Raw genomic sequence first — 22,669 nt, 5'->3', positions numbered from 1 at the left:
CCCGTGCGTCCGGCCGGGCGGCCGGGACGTCTGGAAGGTAGACCGCGCCCGCCGCCGGAACTCATCGCGGCCGTCCCGGCCCGTCCGCCCGCACCCGTACGGCCCACCCGGGGCCTCACCAGGGGGCGCCCTCACCCGTGCCCTCAGCCTGGGGCCCCCTCACCCGGAAGCGCGCCGCCAGGGAGCGCCCTCAGCCGGAAGCGGTCGGCGCGGCGGCGGCCTTCCCCTCCGCCGGCAGCAGGACGTACGCCGCCGGAGCCGCCGCCGCCAGAAGGCCCGCCGCGACCCAGAGCGCGGCCGCGTACCCCGAGGACAGCTCGGCGAGCCCCGTGGAGCCGCCGGTGACCTGGACGGCGACGGTGACCAGGACCGCGAGGCCGAGCGAACCGCCCACCTGGCGCGAGCTGTTCAGCAGCCCCGAGGCCATCCCGGTCTCCTCGGCCGCCACATCGGTCGTCGCGGCGGTGCCGAGCGGGACGAAGCAGAGCCCGATGCCGAACGAGCAGAGCAGCGACGGGCCGAGGACCGAGACGAGGAAGGACCCCTCCACCGTGGCGGTCGTCGCGAACCAGCCCATGCCGAGCGCCGCCGTCGCCGCGCCCAGCGTCATCAGCCGCCGCACGCCGAGGACGGCGACCGCGCGGGTGGCGAGGATCGAGCCCGCGACCACGCCCGCGCAGAACGGCAGGAACGCGAATCCGGCGGCGGTCGGCCCGAAGCCGAGGACCAGTTGCAGGTAGAGCGAGACGAAGTAGAACGCGCCGAACTGGGCCGAGGCCAGCAGCAGACAGAACAGGTTCGCCGTCAGCACCGGCCGCCCCGTCAGCAGGCCGGGGCGGAGCAGCGGGGAGGCGGTCCGCAGCTCGACGGCGACGAAGGCGGCCAGCAGGACCACCGCCCCGCCGAGCGAGGCGAGCGTGACCGGTGAGGTCCAGCCGTGGTCGGCGGTCCGCACCAGGCCGAGGACCAGCAGCGTCGTCCCGGCCGTGGCCAGCAGCGCCCCGGCCACGTCCAGCCGCGCGCCGGTCCGCCCCCGCTCCCCGGCCCGCCCGGTGCGCGCGGCGGCGGCCAGGGCGAAGGCGACGATCGGCACGTTGACCAGCATCACGGACCGCCAGCCCGCCACGTCGGTGAGCACCCCGCCGGCCAGCACCCCGACCGCGCCGCCCGCCGCGCCCGCCATGCCCCACAGCCCGAGCGCCCGGGAGCGGGCGGGCCCGGCCGGGAAGGCGAGCGTGATCAGGGCGAACGCCACCGGGGCGAGGGCCGCCGCCCCGACGCCCTGCACCGCCCGCGCCGCCACCAGCGAACCCGGCGACCAGGCCAGCCCGCCCGCCAGACTGGCCAGCCCGAACAGGGCGAGGCCCGCCGTCAGGACGCGCCGGGGCCCCGCCAGGTCGGCGAGGCGCCCGCCGAGCATGAGGAGCCCGCCGAAGGCGAGGGCGTAGGCGTTGACCACCCACAGCAGCCCGCCCCCGTCGAAGCCGAGGTCGGCGCGGATGTCCGGCAGCGCGACGTTGACCACGGACATGTCCAGCGACACCAGGAACTGCACGGTGAGCGCCACCACCAGCTGCCACCGCGCGGGCCGCTCCCCCGTGTCCGGCGCGCTCGCCGCCCCGCCCCCGGGCTCCCCCGCCGTCTCCCTGCTCCCCGCGCCGCCCATGACGTCCCCTTCCCCTTCGCGCCCTCGGTCAGAGAATTACCATACACGTATAGAAATTAAACGCGCCGGTACGGAGAAGGGCCCGTAAGGGGAGAATGCCCAGGTGTCAGGCAGCGAGAAGACCGAGAAGAAGACGAGAAAGCCGGCGGGGCGTCCCGTGGGACGGCCCCGCCGGCTCGATCCGGACGCGATGGTCGCCACCGCGCGCCGCATCGTCGAGGAGGAGGGGGTGGACGCCCTCTCCATGCGGCGGGTGGCGAAGGAGCTGGGCAGCACGCCCATGGCGCTCTACCACTACGTGCGGGACAAGGACGAGCTGCTGATGCTCACGCTGTCCGGCACGGCGGCGGCCTTCCCGCGCCCGGAGCTGCCCGAGGACCCGCGCGAGCGGATGGTGGCGGTGGCCGCGCACATGCACGCGATCATCGCCCGCATCCCCTGGGTGCTGGACGTCCTGGCGCTGGGCGAGCTGACGGACCGCGACGCGCTGTGGATGGTGGAGGAGATCGTGGACTGCGCGCTGGCCTGCGGTCTCTCCCCGGCGCGCGCGGTCCGGGCGTACCGGACGATCTGGAGCTACGTGTACGGGGACCTGGTCTTCCGCAGGGCGGCGGACCGCCGGGCCGAGAACCCCTCGCGCCGGGAGTTCTTCCCGGAGATGGTCACGGAGGAGGACGCGGCGGCGCTGCCCCGGCTCACCGAGGTCAAGGACCGCTGGCGGGAGTACGCCGCCGACTACGAGACGGTCGAGGAGCTGGACGCGATCGTGGAGGGCCTGATCCGGCGCGGGACCCGGGGCGCGGGGACCTGACGCCCCCGGCGGGCCCCCGCGCGCGCCGTCAGTCCACCGCCTCGAACCGCCACCGGTGCACCGGGCGGGTGATCAGGCCGGCGGCGGGCTCGGGGAGTTCGGGGAGGTCGTCGCCGTAGGCCGCGTCCGGCCACCACGTCATCACCAGCACCCGGTCCTGCGGGGCGCGCAGCAGCTCGCGGCGGGCCGGCGCGCGCGACAGCTCGGCGGCGCGGGCCCGCGCCCACTCCAGGAGTTCGCCGCCCCGCCCGTCGGCGGCGCGGGCCTCCCACATCAGGACGACGGTCGTGGCGCTCATGAGTACAGGTTGTCCTTGCTGATCTCGTGCACGTGGTCGTGGTCGTGGGAATGCGCGTGGGAGTGGGGGTGCGCGGCCCCCGGCACGTGCGGCTCCGTGACCGGCAGCGAGGAGTCGGCGGAGAGCTCCAGGTCGGAGGGGAGCCGGTTGCGGGCGACCATCTCCGCGCCGAGCGCCGCGACCATCGCGCCGTTGTCGGTGCAGAGTTTGGGGCGCGGCACCCGCAGCCGGATGCCGGCGCGTTCGCAGCGCTCCTGGGCGAGGGCCCGCAGCCGGGAGTTGGCCGCGACGCCGCCGCCGATCATCAGGTGGTCCACGCCCTCGTCCTTGCAGGCCCGGACCGCCTTGCGGGTCAGCACGTCCACCACGGCCTCCTGGAAGGACGCCGCCACGTCCCGTACGGGCACCTCCTCGCCCGCCGCGCGCTTGGCCTCGATCCAGCGGGCCACCGACGTCTTCAGCCCGGAGAAGGAGAAGTCGTACGGGGCGTCGCGCGGGCCGGTCAGACCGCGCGGGAACGCGATCGCCGCCGGGTCGCCCTCCTTCGCGAGCCGGTCGATGACCGGGCCGCCGGGGAAGCCGAGGTCGAGCACCCGGGCGATCTTGTCGAACGCCTCGCCCGCCGCGTCGTCGATCGTCGCGCCCAGCGGCCGGACGTCGCTGGTGATGTCGGGGGCGAGCAGGAGCGAGGAGTGGCCGCCGCTGACCAGCAGCGCCATCGTCGGCTCGGGCAGCGGCCCGTGCTCCAACTGGTCGACGCAGATGTGCGAGGCGAGGTGGTTGACCCCGTAGAGCGGCTTGCCGAGCGCGTACGCGTACGCCTTCGCGGCCGAGACGCCGACGAGCAGCGCGCCCGCGAGCCCGGGGCCGGAGGTGACGGCGATCCCGTCGAGGTCGCGGGCGCTGACGCCCGCTTCCTTCAGGGCGCGCTCGATGGTGGGGACCATCGCCTCCAGGTGGGCCCGGGAGGCGATCTCCGGGACGACACCGCCGAACCGGGCGTGGGTGTCGACGCTGGAGGCGACGGCGTCGGCGAGCAGGGTCGTGCCCCGCACGATGCCCACGCCGGTCTCGTCGCAGGAGGTCTCGATGCCGAGTACGAGGGGTTCGTCGGCAGCCATCATTCAGTCCCGGTCTCTGGTGCGGTGTCCGCGAGGTCTTCGTTCAGGGTGAGGCGCATGACCAGGGCGTCGATGTTCCCCGGCTGGTAGTAGCCGCGCCGGAAGCCGATCGGCTCGAAGCCGAAGCGCTCGTACAGCTTCTGCGCCCGGGCGTTGTCCACCCGGACCTCCAGCAGCACGGTGGCGCACTCGAAGTCGGTGGCGGCCTTGAGCAGGTCGGTGAGGAGTTCGGAGCCGAGGCCGGCGCCCCAGGCGTCCCGGCTGACCGCGATCGTCTGGACGTCGGCCAGGTCCCCGAGCGCGGCGAGCCCGGCGTATCCGACGATCCGGCCGGTGACCGGGTCCTCGGCGACGGTGTAGTGGCGGGTGGCGCCGGGGCCCCGGGCGTGGGCCAGCTCGGACCAGAACATGCCGGGCGACCAGGCGTCGTCCGGGAACAGGGCGTGTTCGAGGTCGAGCACCGGCGCGATGTCCCACCAGCGCATCTCGCGCAGTACGGCGGCGGTGGCGGTGCTCACTTGGGCGTGACCACCTTGTAGTTCTTCGGGACCTGGGCGTCGGGGCGGCGCAGGTACAGCGGCTGCGGCGGGAGCAGCTCCCGCCCGGCGGCGAGCCGTTCGGCGGCGAGCGCGGCGAGCGCCCCGGCGGCCACGTGCTCGGGGCCGCGCGCGTCGGGGAAGGCGTCCGGGTAGAGCACCGCGCCCGCGCCGACCACCGGGAGCCCGGCGAGCGCCTCGGCGATGTCGGCGGGCCGGTCCACGGCGGGTTCGCCGACGCGGGTGCGGCCGTCCTCGTACCGCGCCCAGTACACCTCCTTGCGGCGGGCGTCCGTCGCCACGGCGAACGGGCCGTCCAGCCCCTCCTGCCCGGCGGCGTACGCGAGGCCGTCCAGGGTGCACAGGCCGTGGACCGGGACGGAGAGGGCGGAGCCGAAGGTGGCGGCGGTGACCAGGCCGACCCGGAGGCCGGTGTAGGGGCCGGGGCCGACGCCCACGACCACGTCCGTCACGGCGTCGAGCTTCGTCCCGGCCTCAGCGAGGACCCGGTCGACGGCGGGGAGCAGCAGCTCCCCGTGCCTGCGGGCGTCGACCTGCCCGGAGGAGGCGATGACGGACGTACCGTCGTGGAGGGCGACGGTGACGGCGGGCGTGGCGGTATCCATGGCGAGCAAGAGCACGCAAACAGCCTACGGTCTCCGCCGACGGCGTTACGGCGTCCGTACGGCGTCCCGGCGGCCACCCGCGCTGCTGTTACCGTCACCGGGGTATCCGACGGGTACGACGTAAACGCTTGTACGACTTGCGGCACAGGGCCGCCGAAAGGGGATGCACGGTGGCAAGGAGCAGCTCGGGAATGGTGGCCGGGCTCACCGCGGCGGCGATCGTCGCGGTCGCCTTCCTCGCCTACCAGGCCTCGGCGAACGCCCCCGCCTCGGTGGCGTCCACGGCCGGCCCGAAGGCATCCGCCTCGGCCTCGGCCCCGGCGAAGCCCGCCCCGAAGCCGAAGCCCACGGCCGATCCGCTGGCGGTCCCGGCGCGGTCCGGGACGGGCGAGCGCGTCGTGTACGCGCTGAAGGACCGGCGGGTGTGGCTGGTGGACGAGAGCAACAAGGCGACCCGGACATTCACGGTGATGCCGAGCCCCGTCAGTCCGCCGCCCGGCGTCCACCGGGTCACCTCCCGCTCGGGCACGGTCCAGGGCTCGGACGGCGTCCCGATCGAGCACGTGGTCCGTTTCGCCAACGTGGACGAGGTGGCGGTCGGGTTCAGCGCGGCGCAGGACGGCTCGATGGCCTCCCCCGACCCGACGGCCAAGACCGGCGGCGTGCGGATGACGCGCGAGGACGGCGACGCCATGTGGACGTTCGCGACGGTCGGCGCGAAGGTCGTCGTCGTCCCGTAACCGCGAGCCGCGCGCACGGGGGCGGGCGACGGCCGCCGCACGAGCGGCCCCCTGCCGCCCGGCCGCGCCGTGCGGAACCGTGTGAAGGCCGCCCCGGACGTGAGGTCCGGGGCGGCCTTCACGCGTTACGCGGCCTGCGGGTGGGCGCTCGCCGTGTCGCGGGGGCCCGCCCCGTCACGGGCCGCCGTCCGCTTCGCCGTCGCGGCGGGCGGGGTGGAGACGGCGGTGGCCGCCGCGCACGAGGCGAGCAGGTCTTTCATCGACAGGGCGGACGGAGTCGGTCGCGGCTGCGCTGCGCGCTCGGGCGTCGGCATGGATGCCTCCTTGAAGCTCCGGTGGAGGGCGCGGTTAGGTAAGCCTAACCATGCCTCGTACCCATGTGACCACGACCACGGGCCCGTACGCAACAATTTACCGACGCACTGTCGGGAAGGCTAGGGCGCGGGCGTCACCCCAGCGCCTCCCGGAGCCCCGCCCAGCGCGCCCCGATGCCGACCAGCGTGACCTCGCGCCGCTCGTCGTCGGTGTCGCCGGTGGCGCGGTCGATGAGGACCCGCAGCCGGTCGTCGGACAGCTCCTCGACCTTGCCGTCGCCCCACTCCACGACCACCACCGACTCCGGCAGCGACACGTCGAGGTCCAGGTCCTCCATCTCGTCCAGCCCGCCGCCCAGGCGGTACGCGTCGACGTGGACGAGGGCGGGGCCGCCGGAGAGGGAGGGGTGGACGCGGGCGATGACGAAGGTCGGCGAGGTGACCGCGCCGCGTACGCCGAGCCCCTCGCCGAGGCCCCGGGTGAGCGTCGTCTTCCCGGCGCCCAGCTCGCCGGTGAGCATCACCAGGTCGCCGGGGGCCAGGACACGGGCGAGCCGGCGGCCCAGCTCCTGCATCTGTTCGGGGGACGTGACGGTGAGCGCCACGGTGACGGCCTCCGGTACGGCCCCGGCGCCCCCGGCAGACCCGCCGTGCTCGGCGGAGGCGGTGGACGCGGGGGCGGCGGCGGAGTCCGGAGCGGCGGGGTTCGGGGCGGAGGCGGGGTCCGTCCCGGCGGGGTTCGGGGCGGTCTCAGCGGCCGGGCTGTTGTGCGGTGCTTCCATGCCCGCCAACGTTAGCGGCCGGCACCGTGCCGCTGCGGACGAGCAGGTCGGCCAGCCGGCCGGTCACCGTCTGCGGGTGCTCCAGCATCACCAGGTGCCCGGCGTCCGGCACGATCACCAGCTCGGCGTCGGGCAGCGCGTCCGCGATGGCCTCGCTGTGCGAGCTGGGCGTCACCAGGTCCTTGTCCCCGGCCAGGATCAGCACCGGCACATCGCGGAACGCGGGCAGCGCCCCGCTCTTGTCGTGCTCGGTGAAGGCCGGGTAGAACTCGGCGACCACGTCGATCGGGGTGGACTCGATCAGCCGCTCCGCGAACCGGGCGACCGCCGGGTCCACGTCCCGCGAGCTGAACGAGTACCGCTTGATCAGCCCGGCGAAGAGGTCCGCGGTGGCCCGCCGCCCCTTCTCCACCAGCTCCGCCTGCGAGCCGAGCGCCCGCAGCACCCCGGGCAGCACCCGGCGCACCGCGTTCACGCCCGCCACCGGCAGCCCGAAGCTCACCTCGGCGAGCCGCCCGCTGGAGGTGCCGATCAGGGCGACTGCGGCCACCCGGTCCCGGACGAGCGCCGGGAACTGGTCGGCCAGCGCCATCACCGTCATGCCGCCCATGGAGTGCCCGACCAGCACCAGCGGGCCCTCGGGCGCCGCCGCGTCGATGACCGCCTTGAGATCGCGGCCGAGCAGGTCGATGCCGACCGGCGCCCCCTCCGCCTGGGAACGCCCGCGCTCGGAACGCCCGTGGCTGCGCTGGTCCCAGTAGACGGCGCGGACGAGGCCGCGCAGGGCGTCGCGCTGGAAGTGCCAGGAGTCCTGGCCGAGGCAGTAGCCGTGGCTGAAGACGACGGTGACCGGGGCGGGGCTCTTGCGCCCGAAGAGCCTGCGGCGGCGGGCGCCGGGAGCGCCGGACCCCTCCTGGTCGGCGGGGGTTCCCGCCTCCGCCTCCTCGACCTCGTAGTACAGCTCGGTGCCGTCGTCGGCGACCGCCCGGCCCGGGGTGCCGCGCAGCGAGCCGTACGGTCCGGTGGCGTCCAGGGCGAGCCGCGCCTTCTTGCGCATGCCGCGCCCCACGGTCAGCCGCTCGACGGCGACCCCGGCCGCCGCGCCGGCGGCCAGCACGCCTATCGCGGCCCCGGCGATGCCGGCCCGCCGCCAGCCGCCGGGGCCGGTCGCGTTCACGGCGTCGGCGGCCGCGGCCACCACGGCCTCCGGGACGCGCTCGCTCACCGCGCCACGCCCCGGGTCGCGGTCACCGGGGCCTCGGGAGCGGCCCGGTCGGCAGCGGCGTCCGTCGCGGCCGGCCCGGCCGCCCCGTCGACGTACACGCGCGGCACCCGGGCCCCGATGCGGGTGACGATCTCGTACGCGATGGTGTCGGCGGCCTCCGCCCAGTCCTGCGCGGTCGGCTCGCCCCGGTCGCCCGGTCCGAAGAGCACCGCCTCCGCGCCCTCCTCGGGCCGGTCCCCGTCGAGGTCCACGACGAACTGGTCCATGGCGACCCGGCCCGCGACCGTGCGGACCTTCCCGCCGATCAGGACGGGCCCCCGGCCGGAGGCGTGGCGCGGGACGCCGTCCGCGTAGCCGACCGGGACCAGGCCGAGGGTCGTCTCGGCGGACGTCGTGTAGTGGTGGCCGTAGCTGACGCCGTGGCCGGCCGGGGCGTCCTTGACCAGGGCGACGGAGGCGGCGAGCGTCATCACCGGGCGCAGCCCGAAGTCGGCGGGGACGCCCAGCTCGGGAGCGGGCGAGATGCCGTACATCGCGATGCCGGTCCGTACGAGGTCGAAGTGGGACTCGGGGACCGTGAGCGTGGCCGGGGAGTTGGCGATGTGCCGGACCTCGGGCTCGACGCCCTCCTTCTCGGCGTACGCCACCATCGCGCGGTACACGTCGAGCTGGGCGGCGATCGAGGGGTGGCCGGGCTCGTCGGCGCAGGCGAAGTGGGACCAGAGCCCGGTGATCCGGAGGTGTCCGGCCCGTTCGGCGGCCAGCGCCTCGCCGACCAGTTCCGGCCAGTCGGCGGGCTGGCAGCCGTTGCGGCCGAGTCCGGTGTCGGCCTTGAGCTGGACACGGGCCGGGCGGCCGGCGGCCCCGGCGGCGGCGACGACCTCGCGCAGCGCCCACAGACCGCTCACCGACACGTCGATGTCGGCCTCGACCGCCTCGCGCCAGGGCCCGCCGGGCGTCCACAGCCAGCACATGATCCGGCCGCCGAGTCCGGCCGCGCGCAGGGCGAACGCCTCCTGCGGGGTGGCGGTCCCCAGCCAGGCCGCCCCGGCCTCCCGCGCGGCCTCGGCGCAGCGCACCGCCCCGTGGCCGTACCCGTCGGACTTCACCACGGCCATGAGCTGCGCACCGGCCGCCCGCTCGCGCAGGGCGCGCACGTTGGCGCGCAGCGCGGCGAGGTCGATCTCGGCACGGGCTCTCAGGGACGCTGTCTCGTTCATCGCGCCCAGTCTCTCAGAGGCGTACGCGGCCTCTGGGGCAGCGCACGCCGTTGTCCGGGCCTATGTACGTTTCATCACATGCTTGAGGTGGTCGAGCAGGACCGGCACATGGCTGTCGGCGACGCCCTTGGCGGCGGTGACGAGGGTGACCGGCCCGCCCTCGCGCACCAGGTCCACGAGCCGGTCGACCGCCTCCGTGTGCGTCGCGTCGTCGAGTTCGGCGCGGTAGCGCTCGACGAACGCGTCGTGCCGGTCCTCGCGGTCGTGGTGGTACCAGGAGCGCAGCTCGTCCGAGGGCGTGACGTCCTTCAGCCACAGGTCGATGTCGGCCCGCTCCTTGGAGACGCCCCGGGGCCAGAGCCGGTCGACCAGGACCCGGGTGCCGTCGTCGTCCTCGACGGGGTCGTACGCCCGGCGTACGCGTACGGGGTCGCTGTCACGCGCCATGTCCGGCCGCCCTTCGTCCGCGAACAGGGGCGTACGTGTGCGGAATCGCGCCTACGCGTACGGGGCCGCTCTCACGCGCCATCTCCCGCCGCCCTCCTCGCCTCGGCCCGCCCCCCGCTCGTCCGGGCCTTCCACTGTCCCCCGGGTTCAGCCGGCCCGCACGTCGCGCCAGGCGGCCGGGATGCCGGCCGCCACGTCCTGCGCGGAGACCGGGGCCCCGTCCGAGCCGTGGCGGGCGGCGAGGCCGTGCAGGTACGCGCCGACGGAGGCGGCGTCGCGCGGGGCGAGCCCGGCGGCGAGGAGGGAGCCGGTGAGCCCGGAGAGCACATCGCCGCTGCCCGCCGTGGCGAGCCAGGACGTCCCGGTCGGGTTGACCCGGACGGGGGTGTCCCGGGCCTCGGCGACCAGGGTCGTGGAGCCCTTGAGGAGGACGGTGGCCCGGTAGCGGGCGGCCAGTTCGCGGACGGCGGCGAGCCGCCCGCTCTCGACCTCGTCCCGGGCCGCGCCGAGGAGGGCGGCGGCCTCGCCCGCGTGCGGGGTGAGGACGGTGGGGGCGGTCCGGGTCCGCACGGTCTCCGCGTCCAGCAGGCGCAGCCCGTCCGCGTCGACCAGTACGGGGACGTCGGTGGCCAGCACGTCGGCGACGGCCCTCGCCGCGTCCTCGCCGTCCCCGAGCCCGGGTCCGACGACCCACGCCTGGACGCGCCCGGCCCGCGAGGGCGGACCGGCGTGCACCAGCGTCTCGGGGAACCGGGCGATCACCGCGTCCGCGCCCGGCCCGACGTACCGCACGGCCCCGGCCCCGCCGTGCAGCGCGCCCGCGACCGCGAGGACGGCGGCGCCCGGGTAGCGCGCGGACCCGGCGACGACGCCGACGACCCCGCGCCGGTACTTGTCGCTCTCCGCCCCGGGCTCCGGCAGCAGCGCCGCCACGTCCGCGTACTGGAGCGCCTCCAGGTCCGGCGGCTCGGGCAGCTCCGGGCCGAGTCCGATGTCCACCAGGCGCAGGGCCCCGGCGTGTTCGGCGGCCGGGTCGATGAGGAGGCCGGGCTTGTAGGTGCCGAAGGTGACGGTCGCGTCGGCCCGGACCGCGTCGCCGTGCACCTCCCCGGTGTCGGCCTCCACCCCGCTCGGCAGGTCCACGGAGAGCACCGGGGTACGGTCCCGGGTCACGGTGTGCAGCAGTTCGGCGGCGTCCGGCCGCAGCCCGCCGCGCCCGCCGATCCCGGTGATGCCGTCCACGACGAGGTCGAGCACGCCGAGCCCGTCCGGCCCGTCCACGACCTGTCCCCCGGCCGCCCGCAGCGCGGCGAGGCCGCCGGGGTGTGCCCGGTCCGGGGCGAGCAGCAGGGCCCGGACGCCCGCGCCCCGGCGGGCGAGGCGGGCGCCCGCGTAGAGCGCGTCGCCGCCGTTGTCGCCGCTGCCGACGAGGAGCAGGACTCGGGACCCGTACACCCGGCCGTTGCGCCGCAGCAGGTCGCCGCAGGCGGCGGCGAGCCCGGCGGCGGCGCGCTGCATCAGCGCGCCCTCCGGGAGGCGTTGCATGAGGGCGGCCTCGGCGGCCCGTACGGTCTCCACGCTGTAGGCACGTCGCATGGGTCCCACCCTCCGCGATCACGCGGGCGGATGCCAGCGTCGCGCGGGTGTGGCGGGCGGGCCGCCGCACGTCACCCGGCCGCCCACCCCTCGGCTCCCCGTCACCCCGCCTGCCGGGGCCTCAACTCTCCGTCACCCGGCCTGTCCGGGCCTCAACTCTCCGTCACCCGCCCGCTCGCCCCCTCGACTCCCCGTCACCCGGCCGCTCGCCCCCCTCGACTCCCGTCCCCGCCCGCTCGCCCGCTCGACTCCCCACCTGCCCGGGACTCGACGCTCCGTCACCCGGTGGCGGCGGGGGGAAGGCGGCGGGTCGTCAGCGCTTCGGAGGGCTCACCCCTCCGCGATGACCACCGCCGACGCCACCCCCGCGTCGTGGCTGAGCGAGACGTGCCAGGACCGTACGCCCAGTTCGGCGGCGCGGGCGGCGACCGTGCCGGTCACCCGCAGCCGGGGCTGCCCGCTCTCCTCGACCCATACCTCGACGTCGCTCCAGAGCAGCCCGCCCGGCGCGCCGAGCGCCTTGGCCAGGGCCTCCTTCGCGGCGAACCGGGCGGCGAGCGAGGCGGTTCCGCGCCGCTCGCCGCTCGGCAGCGTCAGCTCACCGCTGACGAAGAGCCGGTCGGCGAGTTGGGGCGTCCGCTCCAGTGCCGCCCCGAACCGCTCGATCTCGGCCACGTCGATACCGACTCCGATGATCACGAACCCACCCTCGCCATCCCCATCGTCCGGGACGCGCGCCCCGGTTCACTCCACGGTCACGGACTTCGCCAGGTTGCGCGGCTGGTCCACTTCGTTGCCGCGGGCCGTCGCCAGCTCGCAGGCGAAGACCTGGAGCGGCACGGTGGCGACCAGCGGCTGAAGCAGCGTAGGCGTTGCGGGGACGGTGATGAGGTGGTCGGCGTACGGGACGACGGCCTCGTCGCCCTCCTCGGCGACGACGATCGTGTGCGCGCCCCGGGCCCGGATCTCCTGGATGTTGGAGACGATCTTGTCGTGGAGGACGGAACGGCCGCGCGGCGAGGGGACGATGACGACGACGGGCAGGCCCTCCTCGATGAGCGCGATCGGCCCGTGCTTCAGCTCGCCGGCCGCGAAGCCCTCGGCGTGCATGTAGGCGAGTTCCTTGAGCTTGAGCGCGCCTTCGAGGGCGACCGGGTAGCCGACGTGCCGGCCGACGAACAGCACGGTCCCGTGGTGGGCGAGGGAGCGGGCCAGCGCGCGCACGGGCTCCATCGTCTCCAGGACGCGGTCCACCTCGCGGGGCACGTCCGCGAGCTGGCGCACCACCGTGCGGATCTCGTCGCCCCACTTGGTGCCGCGCACCTGGCCGAGGTAGAGCGCCACCAGGTAGCAGGCGACGAGCTGGGTGAGGAACGCCTTGGTGGAGGCGACGGCGACCTCGGGCCCGGCGTGCGTGTACAGGACGGCGTCGGACTCGCGGGGGATGGTCGAGCCGTTGGTGTTGCAGATGGCGAGGACCTTCGCCCCCTGTTCGCGGGCGTGCCGCAGCGCCATCAGGGTGTCCATGGTCTCGCCGGACTGGGAGATGGCGACGACGAGGGTGCGCTGGTCGAGGATCGGGTCGCGGTAGCGGAACTCGCTGGCCAGCTCGGTCTCGCAGGGCAGCCGGGTCCAGTGCTCGATGGCGTACTTGGCGATCATCCCGGCGTGGAACGCGGTGCCGCAGGCGACGATGACGACCTTGTCGACCTCCCGCAGTTCGGCGGCCGGGATGCGCACCTCGTCCAGGTGGAGGAGCCCTTCCCCGTCGACCCGGCCGAGGAGGGTGTCGGCGACGGCCTGGGGCTGGTCGGCGATCTCCTTGAGCATGAAGGAGGCGTAACCGCCCTTCTCGGCGGCGGAGGCGTCCCAGTCCACGTGGTACTCGCGCACGTCCGCCGGCTGCCCGTCGAACCAGGTGACGGCGACGCCCTCGCGGCTCAGCTCGACCACCTGGTCCTGGCCCAGCTCGATCGCGGAGCGGGTGTGCGCGATGAAGGCGGCGACGTCGGAGGCGAGGAACCACTCGCCCTGCCCGACGCCCACGACGAGCGGCGAGTTGCGCCGCGCGCCGACGACGACGTCCGGCTGGTCGGCGTGGACGGCGACGAGGGTGAAGGCCCCTTCGAGCCTCCGGCACACCTGCCGCATCGCGTCGGCGAGGTCCCCGCCCGCCGAGAACGCCTCGGCCAGCAGATGGGCGACGACCTCCGTGTCCGTCTCGGACTCCAGGGCGTGGCCGCGCCCGGTCAGCTCGCGGCGGAGGGCGGCGAAGTTCTCGATGATCCCGTTGTGCACGACGGCGACCCGGCCCGCGTTGTCCAGATGCGGGTGGGCGTTGGCGTCGGTGGGCGCGCCGTGCGTCGCCCACCGGGTGTGCCCGATCCCGGTCCGCCCGGCCGGCAGCGGCCGGTCCTTCAGCTCCTTCTCCAGATTGACGAGCTTCCCCGCCTTCTTCGCGGCGGCGAGCCCGCCGTCCGCGAGCACGGCGACGCCCGCCGAGTCGTAGCCCCGGTATTCGAGGCGCTTGAGTCCCGCGACGACGACGTCCTGCGCCGACTGTCCACCGACATAACCCACGATTCCGCACATATCGGCACCATAAGGCCGGAGACGGCTCGCGGGAGGAATGCGGACGACACATCATTCCTGTGACGGAATTCCCGTGCCGGGGAGCCGGGGCGACCGGAGAGAACAACGTCCACGACGTGACCTGACACCGGTACGCGTTCTCGCGCACACGACACCGCTCCGGTGCGGGGCCCACGTGGGCCCCGCACCGGAGCGGCCTGCCGGACTCACCCCGTCAGGAGCAGTACTGCGCCTCCTTGCCGATGGAGCGGTACATGCAGTCCGCGTTCTCGATCAGTTGCAGGACCGCGTCCCGGTTGCGGGACGTCTCGCGCTCGATGACCTCGTCGGGCGGGTAGAAGCCGCCGCCGGAGGCCGAGCGCGGGTACATCTCGAAGGTGTAGCCGAAGATCTTCTGCGCGCCCCACAGCCAGTCGTCGATCGACCCGTCGGTGATGTAGAGGTCGCTGGACTGCTCGGCGGTGTACCCGTTGCTCGCCGCCATCTTCTTGCCCACGGCCGCGAAGGCGTTGCGGTCGTCGGCGGTCATGCCGGGGGCGGTGTCGTTGTACGTGTAGCCGAAGGGCCACAGCACCAGTTCGCTGTACGTGTGGAAGTCGATGGCCGCCCTGATCTGCTGCTTCCCGCCGACCACCCGGCTGCGCACGAAGTCCGCCACGACCTTCGTCTCGGGCGCGGACTCGGCGGCCGCACCCCGGTACGTCTCGGAGGAGGTGCTGGAGGAGGAGCCGCCGCAGCAGCCCCACTTGTAGGCCCAGTTGCGGTTGAGGTCGGTGCCGACCGCGCTGGAGCCGGAGTTGGGCTGCCGGTTCTTGCGCCAGCTCCGGTACGAGCCCGAGGCGATGTCGTACTCGCCGCCGTCCGGGTTCATGTCCGGCACGATCCACAGCTCGCGGCCGTTGACCGCCTGCGTGATTCGGGAGTCGGAGCCGTACCCCTGGCCCAGTTCGCGCAGCAGGTAGAGCGCCATCTCGACGGTCAGGTGCTCGCGGGCGTGCTGGTGGGCGGTGAACAGGACCTCGGGCTCGGCCTCGTCGGTGGCGACGTTGTCGCTGACCTTGACCGCGATGATGTCCCGGCCCTGGTACGTCTTGCCGATGACGCGCTTGCTCATGATCGAGGGGTTCGCCGCGATACGGGCGTCGATCTCCGCGTTCATCTCGGCGTAGTTGTGGTAGCGGGAGTCGGCGGGCGGGAAGTCGAGGGCGCTCACCCCGTCCGCCGCGTGCGGGTCGGCGACCGGCGCGGGCAGGGCCTCCAGGGTGTGGCCGCGCGCCCGGAGCTTGCGGGCCTGGGCGGCGTCCGCGGTGACCACGACGCCGTGGTCGTGGACCTCGTCGATCGAGACGCCCGCGCGGGCGATGTCGGTGCGGGCGGCGGGGGTGGTGCGCCCGGGGATCTCGTACTGGAGCGTCCGTTCGTCCGCGGCGACGGCCGCGTCCGGGGCCGAGGGCCCGGCGGTCGCCACGGTGGCGGCGGGGGCGGCGAGGCCGAGGGCGAGCAGGACGGCGAGGGCGGCGGTGCGGCGGGGCTTCGCCGGCCGGGTTCTCGGCCGGGACGCCCGTGGGGTGACGAGTCGCATGCTGGCTTCTCCTGGGTCCGTGGGGGTGGGGGTGGAGCTGCGCGACGGGCCCAGGGTCGGGCTATGTCATGGCCAGGTCAACACTGACAATCCGGCCACACCTCCCCCACGCACCGGCAACGACGCCCGCCCTGACCGAAATGCAGACGCCATCGGGTGGGGCGTGGCGCGCCCGCCGTCCGGTGCGGGCATGGCGCTCCCGCCGTCCGGTGCGGCCGTCGCGCGCGCCACCCGGTGCACCCACCACGGGCGGCGCCCACACCTGGACGGGCACCGGAAGGGAAGCCGGGGCGGACCGACCGGCCGACGCACGCCTTTCACGGCGCTCCGCGTCCGGTGAGCCCGAGGAAGAAGTCCCGGACGTCCGCGGCGAAGAGGTCCGGCACCTCCATGGCGGCGAAGTGGCCGCCCCGGTCGAACTCCGACCAGTGCCGGATGTCGTACAGCCGCTCGGCCAGTGGCCGCACCGAGCGGGTGATGTCGTGGGCGAACACCGCCACCCCCAGCGGCACCGGGCACGGCAGGGCCCCCGAGCCGTCTCGCGGTGCAGCCGCGCCGAGGACGCGGCGGTGGCGGTCAGCCAGTACAGCGAGACATCGGTGAGAATCCGCTCGTCGTCCACCGGCGCACGGGGGTCAGCCCATTGGGCGAAGCGTTCGGCGATCCAGGCGAGCTGCGCCACCGGCGAGTCGGTGAGGGCGTAGCCGATGGTCTGGGGGGTGGTCGCCTGGAGGGCCTGGTAGGGCGGGCGGTTCGCCATCAGCCGGCGGATCTCTTCCAGCCGGGCGCGGTCCTCCTCGGAGAGTTCGATCCCCGCCTCCGGATCCGGCCTGGTCGGCAGGTAGTTGACGTGCACTCCGACCACGCGCTCGGGGGCCACCGCGCCGAGCGCCGTCGAGACGGCCGACCCGAAGTCGCCGCCCTGCGCTCCGTAGCGCTCGTAACCGAGGCGGCGCATCAGCTCCGCCCAGGCCCGTGCGACCCGGACGACGTCCCAGCCCCGCTCACGGGTCGGCCCGGAGAAGCCGTAGCCCGGGATCGACGGGATCACCAGGTGGAAGTCGCGCGCCAAGGGCTCGATCACGTCGAGGAACTCCAGAAAGGACCCGGGCCAGCCGTGGGTGAGGACCAGCGCGAGGGCGTCCGGTCGCGCCGACCGCACGTGGACGAAGTGCACGTTCTGACCGTCGATCTCGGTGGTGAAGTGGGGCAGTTCGTTGAGCCCGACCTCGTGCTCGCGCCAGTCGTAGCGGGCGCGCCAGCGGTCGGCCAGCCCCTTCAGACGTGCGAGCGGGAATCCGTAGTCCCACCCGGCGTCGACGATCTCGTTGGGCCAGCGGGTGCGGGAGAGCCGGGCGGCCAGGTCGTCGAGGTCGGCCTGGGGGATGTCGATGCGGAACGGCTTGATCATGGTTGCGACCTTCCATATCGTTGGAAGTGCCAACGTTGGCTCGACCCACAATATCCTCGATCGTGGGCGTGGCCAACGAATTGTTAGATTGCGGTCCGTGGACAACGACGAGGGGACCCCGCGACGGCTGCGGGCACTGCCGAGCAGGCTGACCAACCAGGCGGCCCTGGCCGCCAACCGGATCGTGGACCGGGCGCTCGCCGAAGCGGGCGTACGGCGCTACCACTACGCGCTGCTCGCCGCGTCGGAGGAGTACGGGCCCTCCAGTCAGGCCGCTCTCGGCCGGCGCACGGGCATCGACCGCAGTGACATGGTGGCCACCGTCAACGACCTGGCCGCGCGGCGGCTCCTTAAGCGGGCGCCCGACCCGGAGGACCGCCGCCGCAACATCGTCAGCATCACGGCGGAGGGCCGCCGGGAACTCACTCACCTCGACGGCCTGCTCGCCGCCGCACAGGAGGAGTTCCTCGCCCCGCTGGGCGCGGCCGACCGGCGGATTCTGACGGACCTGCTCACCCGCCTGGCCGACCACCACGGAGGCAGACACGACTGAGCGCGCCACCAGGGGCCGACGCCCGGACCGGTCCGGGCGGCCCCGCCCGGTCACACCCCGGCCGGGCGGGCCCCTTCGGCGTAGGCGCGTGCCTCACGGCAGTCCCGGCACCGGTCGTGCCCCGCCGAGCGGAAGCTGCGGTCGCAGCCGTCGCAGTTCCGGAGCGGGACGACGGGCGCGGCGACGAGGAGCGGGGGCGGGAGCAGCGCGATGAGCCGGTGCCGCAGCAGCTTGGCCGGATGGCGGAGGGGCACGGGCGGATCGTCGGTGAGCGCCGCCCGTACGGCGTCCGGCCGCACCCCGCGCTCCAGCCAGGCCGCGACACCCGGGGCCAGCCGCTCGACGTCCTGCTCGGAGAGGACGAACCGGGGCGCGGTGACGTGGAGTCGAGCCAGCAGCCGTACGGCCTCGCCGGTCAGCGCGGCATCGGTCCCGGACGGGCTGGGCAGTGGCCGGGGCGGTGGCTTCGGCGCGGTGGGCGACGGCACGAGCCGCCGTTCGGGCTCCGGGGCGGGAGCGGGAGCCGGTGCGGGGGTGAGCTCCGGGCCGGGGGCCGCGTCGCGTACGGCTTCCGGCGCGGGTGCGGCGGCGCGTACGGGGACGGCCTCCCGCACGGACTCGGGAGCCGGTACGCGTACGGGCCACGACGCAGGCACGGAGTCCGGCGCAGGTACGGGCGCGAGGTTCAGCGCCGGTACGGGCACGGGCTCGGGGTCCAGCACAGGGATGCGTACGGGCTCGGGCTCGTCGTTGAGCGCCGGGACACGTACGGACGCGGGCTCCGCAACCGGCACCCTCACCGGCCCGGCCGCCGCCGCACCCCTCCCCCGCGCCGCCGCCTCAGGATGGTTGTACGACTCCGTGCGCGTGGCCACCCGCCCGCCCGGCACCCGCTCCCGGACGCGGCGCAGGAACCCGTGCCGCTCCAGTTCGCGCAGGGCGGCGGCGATACGGGCCTCGCTCTCCGGGAAGATCGCGGCGAGCGCCTTGACGCCGACGCGCCACCCGTCGGGGACCGACTGGATGTGGGTGCCGAGGCCGATGGCCAGCAGCGACAGGCCACGGTGCTGGGAGAGCCGGTTGGAAATGATCGTGTAGCCGTCGGTGAGCCGGATGTTGACGTGTACGACACCGGCGGACGGCGCGCGCGGAGGCGCGCTAACCTGCTGGGTAGCCATGGGGAAGCTCCTGTACTTCCTCGCTGGTCAGGCCTTCGGTCGGGATGCCAGTCCCGGCCGGGGGCCGTCTCATGTCTGGTTTGGTCAGCGTGAGCATATGCCCGCCAACAGGGCGAAAATCCAGCCCGGTTGGCACAGTTCACCCGCGCGAGTGATGCCTCCTCACGCCCGCTGACGCGGGACCCGCAGAGGTCCGCTCAGGGGGTTGGGTGGGGTGTTCTCTCCAGGAATCACAGACAAGTACTCAAAAGCTTTTGCGTCGCGCGTCACCGGGTCGCGGCGGACCGCGACCCGGTGGCACGCGATCCCGGCGGCCTTCCCCCGAGCCACCGGGTCGCGACTGTCACGATCCGGTGAGCGCCACCTCGGCCCAGACCGTCTGCGCGGGAAGGGCCCGTGCTCGGTACCCCACCGCACCGACAGCGCCTCGACGAGCAACAGCCCGCGTCCGCCCTCGGATTCGGCGTCCGGGTCGCACCTCTCCGGAAGGCGGTCCCCCAGGGTGTCGACGGCCTCGATCCGCAGCACGTCGCCGTAGACGCCCAGCAGAATCCGGAAGTCCCGGTCGGGGACGCACCCGTGCAGCGCCGCGTTGGCCGCCAGCTCGCCGACGACGAGGCTCGCGTTCTCCAGCGGCAGACCCCAGGAGCGGAGTTGCTCGGTGGCGAGCAGCCGGGCGAGCCGGGCGCCCCGGCGGGTGGCGGAGAACTGGACGGCGAACTGTCCGGTGCGCGCCCTCGGTTGGGTGATTTCTTGGTTCATGTCACTCAGAGTGGCGGCTCGTCACTACGCTGAGAAGCATCGGCGCGGGTACGGCCCGTCACTGTCCCTGGTGTGTACGGGCCTGTCCCCGTACGTACGGTGCCCGCCGCGCGGGCGCACGGAATGGGGGCGAGGACGCCAGATGATCGACGGAACGGAAGAGGACCAGGAGTTCGGCCTGGAGGACGACTCCGGCGCGGTCATCGCTGCCGTGGGCCGGCAGATCAAGCTGTGGCGCGAGGCGGCCGGGCTACGGGCGGCGGAATTGGGCTCGCTCATCGGCTACAGCGAGAACATGGTCTTCAAGGTGGAGGGCGGGCGGCGCATCCCGCAGCCGGACTTCCTGGACCGCACGGACACGGCGGTCGGGGCGGCCGGCAAGGTCGCGGCGATGAAGAAGGACGTGGAGGAGGCGCGGTACCCGAGAAAGGTCCGCGACCTGGCCAAGCTGGAGGCGGAGGCGGTCGAGATCGGTTCGTACGCCAACGGCGTGATCGACGGGCTGCTCCAGACCGAGGAGTACGCCCGCGCGCTGTATCGCGAGCGGCGTCCCTCGTACGCCGAGGACGACATCGAGCGCTTGGTGGCCGCTCGCATGGCCCGGCAGGTGGTCTTCGACCGCCGCCCCGCTCCCCTGCTGACCTTCGTCCAGGAAGAGGCGACGCTCCGGCGGCGCACCGGGGGCAGAATGGTGCTGCGTCGTCAGCTCGAACGTCTGCTGGAGCTGAGCCAGTTGCGGCATGTGGAGATCCAGGTCATGCCGATGGAGGCGGAGGAGCACGCGGGGCTGGGGGGCTCGCACCGCATCCTTAAGCTCAATGATGGAAAGACCGTCGGGCTCAACGAGGTCCAGCTCATCAGCGGGCTGATCAGCGATCCGAGGCAGGTGCAGATCCTGGAGATGCGCTACAACCTCATCCGGTCGCAGGCCCTCACGCCCCGGCTGTCGCGGGAATTCATCGAGAAACTGCTGGGAGAGACATGAGCACCCCCGAGCTGACCTGGATCAAGAGCAGCTACAGCACCAACGACGGCCCGTCCTGCGTGGAGGTCGCCGCCGCCCCCACCACCGTCCACGTCCGCGACTCCAAGCAACTCCCCACCGGCGGACCCCACCTCGGATTCACCCCCGCCGCCTGGGCCGACTTCGTCACGTACGCGTCGGAGGTCTGATCGTGTCCCTGCCGCCGACTGTTCGCGTCAAGGACTTCGACCACCTCGTCCTCAACGTCGGGGACGTCGAGAAGGCCCTCGCGTTCTACTGCGGGCCGCTGGGCCTGGAGCCGGTCCGGGTGGAGGAGTGGCGGGCGGGCAAGGTGCCGTTCCCCTCGGTCCGGGTCAGCCCGACGACGATCATCGACCTGCTGGACCGCCCGCGCGGCGAGTCGAACGTGGACCACATCTGCCTCGTGGTCGAGCCGCTCGACTGGCAGGAGGTCATCGACGCCGGGGTGTTCACCGTGAAGGAGGGGCCGGTGCCCCGCTTCGGGGCCCGGGGTTCGGCGACCTCGGTCTACGTACTCGACCCGGACGGCAACACGGTCGAGCTGCGCTGGTACCCGCAGGACGCGTGAGCAGCGGGGCCGGGCCCACCACGGCCCGGCCCGCACCCGCCTCACCGGCCCCGCACTCCCTCATCCGCGCCACCCCGCGTACGGCCCGGCCCCGCACTCCCCCGCCCGCGCCACCCCGCGTACGGTCTGGGCGTGGCTTCTCAGAGACTCCCCGGGCACTCGATGGCCGACTTCGCGACCTGGCAACCCGTGCTGAGGCTCCTGCGGGCCGCCGAGGCGGGCAGGGCCGGTTCTTCCGAACCCGGTGACGAGCCCGTACGGGTGTCGGGCAGCATCGGGCGGGGCGGCTGGAGTCTGGCCCTCCCGCGCCGGGTGCCACCGCGCGGTCAGGCCTCCCAGGCCGAGGACATGCAGGACGAGCTGGACGCGGTGGAGCGGGTGCAGAGCGCGCTGGCGGAGGCCGGTGTCGACGACGTCTCGTTCTCGGCGGAGATCGACCCGGCCGGGGCGGCCGTACTGCGTCTGCTCGGCCCCAGCCCGGCGGTGGAACCCGGGATCGGGACCGCCCATCCCGGTGCGCTCGTCCTGGTCGAGGGGGCTCTTCCCGAGCCCTGGCGCCGCCTCCCCGATGCGACGTACGCGGCGGGGCCGGCCTCCTCGGCGGACCCGGAGACGGTGGAGCGGACGCTGCGGGAGCGGCTGCCCGACGCCATCGGCGCGACGGAGGAGGAGATCGCGGCCGCCGAAGCGCGCCTGGGCGTCCGCCTGCCCGAGGAACTCAAGGCGCTCTACCGGGTGACCCGGGGACGCTGGGAGGACTGGGACGACGACTACGAGGCGGCGAACACCGTCTTCGCCGCAGTGCGCTGCGAACTCTCCTCCGTGGACGAGCTGTACCTCGCCGAGGCGTCGACCCGTCACTGCTACTGGGCCCACGCGGCCATGGAGGCAGTCCACACCCGGCCCGACGCGGCGGTGCAGGGCGTCGTCGGATCACCCGGGTGGATCGTCTTCGCGGAGAACGGCGGAGGGGACCGACTGGCGGTGGACCTGACGCCCGGCCCGCGCGGACACACGGGCCAGATCATCCTGATCGGCCACGAGGAGAGCGTCGGCGCCGACCTGCTGGCGGACTCGCTCACGGACTGGGTCCTGGACCGGGAACGACACGGGCAACCAGGCCACAACGAGGGGCCACCGCTCGTGGCCCGCGTCAACCACGCGAGCATCCAGAGCGTCCGGGAAGCCGCCCACCCCGACCTGGAAGTCCTCTCGATCGGGGTGTGGGACGGCGCACCGTTCGGCCTCGCCCCGGTCACCGGGCTGCCCCGCCTGCGCACCCTCCTGGCGTACGCGGGCACGCTCGCCGACCCCCTGGAGATCGCCGCGCTCACCGGCCTGGAGTACCTCGAACTCGGCCCGCAGGACTGGCGCGTCCTCCTCGACGCGGACGCGGTCCCCCGCAGCCTGTCGGCCGCGTCCATCACGGCGTACGGCGACCAGGACCCGTTGCCCATCGTGGCCATCGCCAACGAGATCCTGGCGCTGTGGGACCGGCCGCAGATCATCCAGACGGTCGTGGAGGGGGACCTGGGGGCTCTTGGGTAGGGCGGGTGGGCGTGGTGGGGTGGTGCGGTCTCACCTCGCCCGACCGTGCCTGGTCATGAGTTCACCGACGCCCGACTTCGCTGCGCT

The 22,669-nt window shown here is 74.2% G+C and carries 22 protein-coding genes and 2 pseudogenes; 7 read left to right on the top strand and 17 right to left on the bottom strand.

The window, feature by feature from the left end; all coding sequences use genetic code 11:
- Positions 1-190: 190 nt before the first annotated feature.
- Positions 191-1,666, bottom strand: coding sequence for an MFS transporter (locus tag IF19_RS0114585; RefSeq protein WP_030120114.1), 1,476 nt, complete (start codon positions 1,664-1,666; stop codon positions 191-193).
- 103 nt (positions 1,667-1,769) lie between these two features.
- Between IF19_RS0114585 and IF19_RS0114580 the strand changes: the two genes are divergently transcribed.
- Complete coding sequence (locus IF19_RS0114580; protein ID WP_030112766.1) at positions 1,770-2,477, top strand: TetR/AcrR family transcriptional regulator; 708 nt, start codon at positions 1,770-1,772, stop codon at positions 2,475-2,477.
- Positions 2,478-2,505: 28 nt separating this feature from the next.
- Here the strand turns inward: IF19_RS0114580 and IF19_RS0114575 are convergent, their stop codons facing one another.
- From IF19_RS0114575 to tsaB, 4 genes are read right to left on the bottom strand one after another with little or no spacing between them, the layout of a single operon-like run.
- Complete coding sequence (locus IF19_RS0114575) at positions 2,506-2,775, bottom strand: hypothetical protein (protein ID WP_030112767.1); 270 nt, start codon at positions 2,773-2,775, stop codon at positions 2,506-2,508.
- A complete protein-coding gene (gene tsaD, locus IF19_RS0114570) occupies positions 2,772-3,896 on the bottom strand; it encodes a tRNA (adenosine(37)-N6)-threonylcarbamoyltransferase complex transferase subunit TsaD (protein WP_030276828.1) in 1,125 nt (374 codons plus the stop codon). Before tsaD ends, IF19_RS0114575 begins: the two co-directional genes overlap by 4 nt.
- A complete protein-coding gene (gene rimI / locus IF19_RS0114565; protein ID WP_170757264.1) occupies positions 3,896-4,381 on the bottom strand; it encodes a ribosomal protein S18-alanine N-acetyltransferase in 486 nt (161 codons plus the stop codon). The genes tsaD and rimI overlap by 1 nt, the downstream gene beginning before the upstream one ends.
- Before the next feature lie 29 nt (positions 4,382-4,410).
- Positions 4,411-5,058: a tRNA (adenosine(37)-N6)-threonylcarbamoyltransferase complex dimerization subunit type 1 TsaB gene (gene tsaB / locus IF19_RS0114560; protein WP_030276827.1), complete on the bottom strand. Its 648-nt coding sequence runs from the start codon at positions 5,056-5,058 to the stop codon at positions 4,411-4,413.
- A 191-nt stretch (positions 5,059-5,249) separates the two neighbouring features.
- On the opposite strand from tsaB, the gene IF19_RS0114555 reads away from it, so the two are divergent.
- The gene (locus IF19_RS0114555) at positions 5,250-5,798 is read left to right on the top strand and encodes a hypothetical protein (RefSeq protein WP_030112773.1); all 549 of its coding nucleotides are present in this window, start codon (positions 5,250-5,252) and stop codon (positions 5,796-5,798) included.
- A 125-nt stretch (positions 5,799-5,923) separates the two neighbouring features.
- Here IF19_RS0114555 and IF19_RS0114550 read toward each other — a convergent pair whose 3' ends face one another.
- From IF19_RS0114550 to IF19_RS01000000134740, 10 genes and pseudogenes are all read right to left on the bottom strand, one after another.
- Complete coding sequence (locus tag IF19_RS0114550; protein WP_030112774.1) at positions 5,924-6,112, bottom strand: hypothetical protein; 189 nt, start codon at positions 6,110-6,112, stop codon at positions 5,924-5,926.
- A 134-nt stretch (positions 6,113-6,246) separates the two neighbouring features.
- The gene (tsaE, locus tag IF19_RS0114545) at positions 6,247-6,894 is read right to left on the bottom strand and encodes a tRNA (adenosine(37)-N6)-threonylcarbamoyltransferase complex ATPase subunit type 1 TsaE (RefSeq protein WP_030112775.1); all 648 of its coding nucleotides are present in this window, start codon (positions 6,892-6,894) and stop codon (positions 6,247-6,249) included.
- Positions 6,863-8,119, bottom strand: a complete 1,257-nt coding sequence (locus tag IF19_RS0114540; protein ID WP_030276825.1) for an alpha/beta fold hydrolase — start codon at positions 8,117-8,119, stop codon at positions 6,863-6,865. The genes tsaE and IF19_RS0114540 overlap by 32 nt, the downstream gene beginning before the upstream one ends.
- Positions 8,116-9,339 carry an alanine racemase gene (alr, locus tag IF19_RS0114535; protein ID WP_050493760.1) on the bottom strand — a complete coding sequence of 408 codons (1,224 nt, stop codon included), beginning with the start codon at positions 9,337-9,339 and terminating at the stop codon, positions 8,116-8,118. Before alr ends, IF19_RS0114540 begins: the two co-directional genes overlap by 4 nt.
- A 60-nt stretch (positions 9,340-9,399) precedes the next feature.
- Positions 9,400-9,786 carry a DUF488 domain-containing protein gene (locus IF19_RS0114530; protein WP_030112778.1) on the bottom strand — a complete coding sequence of 129 codons (387 nt, stop codon included), beginning with the start codon at positions 9,784-9,786 and terminating at the stop codon, positions 9,400-9,402.
- A 147-nt stretch (positions 9,787-9,933) separates the two neighbouring features.
- A complete protein-coding gene (locus IF19_RS0114525) occupies positions 9,934-11,382 on the bottom strand; it encodes a bifunctional ADP-dependent NAD(P)H-hydrate dehydratase/NAD(P)H-hydrate epimerase (protein ID WP_030192663.1) in 1,449 nt (482 codons plus the stop codon).
- Positions 11,383-11,712: 330 nt separating this feature from the next.
- On the bottom strand, positions 11,713-12,081 hold the full coding sequence (locus tag IF19_RS0114520; RefSeq protein ID WP_030112781.1) for a holo-ACP synthase: 369 nt from the start codon (positions 12,079-12,081) through the stop codon (positions 11,713-11,715).
- 45 nt (positions 12,082-12,126) lie between these two features.
- Entirely contained in the window at positions 12,127-13,974 is a 1,848-nt protein-coding gene (gene glmS, locus IF19_RS0114515) for a glutamine--fructose-6-phosphate transaminase (isomerizing) (protein ID WP_030112782.1), read from the bottom strand.
- A gap of 214 nt (positions 13,975-14,188) precedes the next feature.
- Complete coding sequence (locus IF19_RS0114510; RefSeq protein ID WP_030112783.1) at positions 14,189-15,556, bottom strand: M14 family metallopeptidase; 1,368 nt, start codon at positions 15,554-15,556, stop codon at positions 14,189-14,191.
- A gap of 317 nt (positions 15,557-15,873) precedes the next feature.
- Positions 15,874-16,967: pseudogene (locus IF19_RS01000000134740) on the bottom strand (epoxide hydrolase family protein).
- Between the two features lie 97 nt (positions 16,968-17,064).
- Here IF19_RS01000000134740 and IF19_RS0114500 point away from each other — a divergent pair.
- A complete protein-coding gene (locus tag IF19_RS0114500; RefSeq protein WP_030112784.1) occupies positions 17,065-17,520 on the top strand; it encodes a MarR family winged helix-turn-helix transcriptional regulator in 456 nt (151 codons plus the stop codon).
- A 50-nt stretch (positions 17,521-17,570) separates the two neighbouring features.
- On the opposite strand, the gene IF19_RS0114495 is transcribed toward IF19_RS0114500, so the two are convergent.
- A complete protein-coding gene (locus IF19_RS0114495) occupies positions 17,571-18,698 on the bottom strand; it encodes a hypothetical protein (RefSeq protein WP_030112785.1) in 1,128 nt (375 codons plus the stop codon).
- Positions 18,699-19,041: 343 nt separating this feature from the next.
- Positions 19,042-19,460, bottom strand: a pseudogene (locus IF19_RS01000000134735) (ATP-binding protein).
- A 142-nt stretch (positions 19,461-19,602) separates the two neighbouring features.
- Between IF19_RS01000000134735 and IF19_RS0114485 the strand changes: the two are divergent.
- The 4 genes from IF19_RS0114485 to IF19_RS0114470 all read left to right on the top strand — a co-directional run bounded on the left by IF19_RS0114485 (position 19,603) and on the right by IF19_RS0114470 (position 22,582).
- Entirely contained in the window at positions 19,603-20,445 is an 843-nt protein-coding gene (locus IF19_RS0114485; protein WP_030112786.1) for a helix-turn-helix domain-containing protein, read from the top strand.
- A complete protein-coding gene (locus IF19_RS0114480; RefSeq protein WP_030112787.1) occupies positions 20,442-20,633 on the top strand; it encodes a DUF397 domain-containing protein in 192 nt (63 codons plus the stop codon). Before IF19_RS0114485 ends, IF19_RS0114480 begins: the two co-directional genes overlap by 4 nt.
- A 2-nt stretch (positions 20,634-20,635) precedes the next feature.
- Complete coding sequence (locus tag IF19_RS0114475; protein ID WP_030192645.1) at positions 20,636-21,034, top strand: VOC family protein; 399 nt, start codon at positions 20,636-20,638, stop codon at positions 21,032-21,034.
- A gap of 132 nt (positions 21,035-21,166) precedes the next feature.
- The gene (locus tag IF19_RS0114470; protein WP_030112790.1) at positions 21,167-22,582 is read left to right on the top strand and encodes a cell wall assembly regulator; all 1,416 of its coding nucleotides are present in this window, start codon (positions 21,167-21,169) and stop codon (positions 22,580-22,582) included.
- Positions 22,583-22,669 lie beyond the last annotated feature (87 nt).

This window comes from Streptomyces californicus (genome assembly GCF_000717645.1).
Taxonomy (GTDB): Bacteria; Actinomycetota; Actinomycetes; order Streptomycetales; family Streptomycetaceae; genus Streptomyces; species Streptomyces californicus.
The sequence above is the reverse complement of the archived record's forward strand: the minus strand, read 5'-3'. Positions and strand labels throughout refer to the sequence as shown.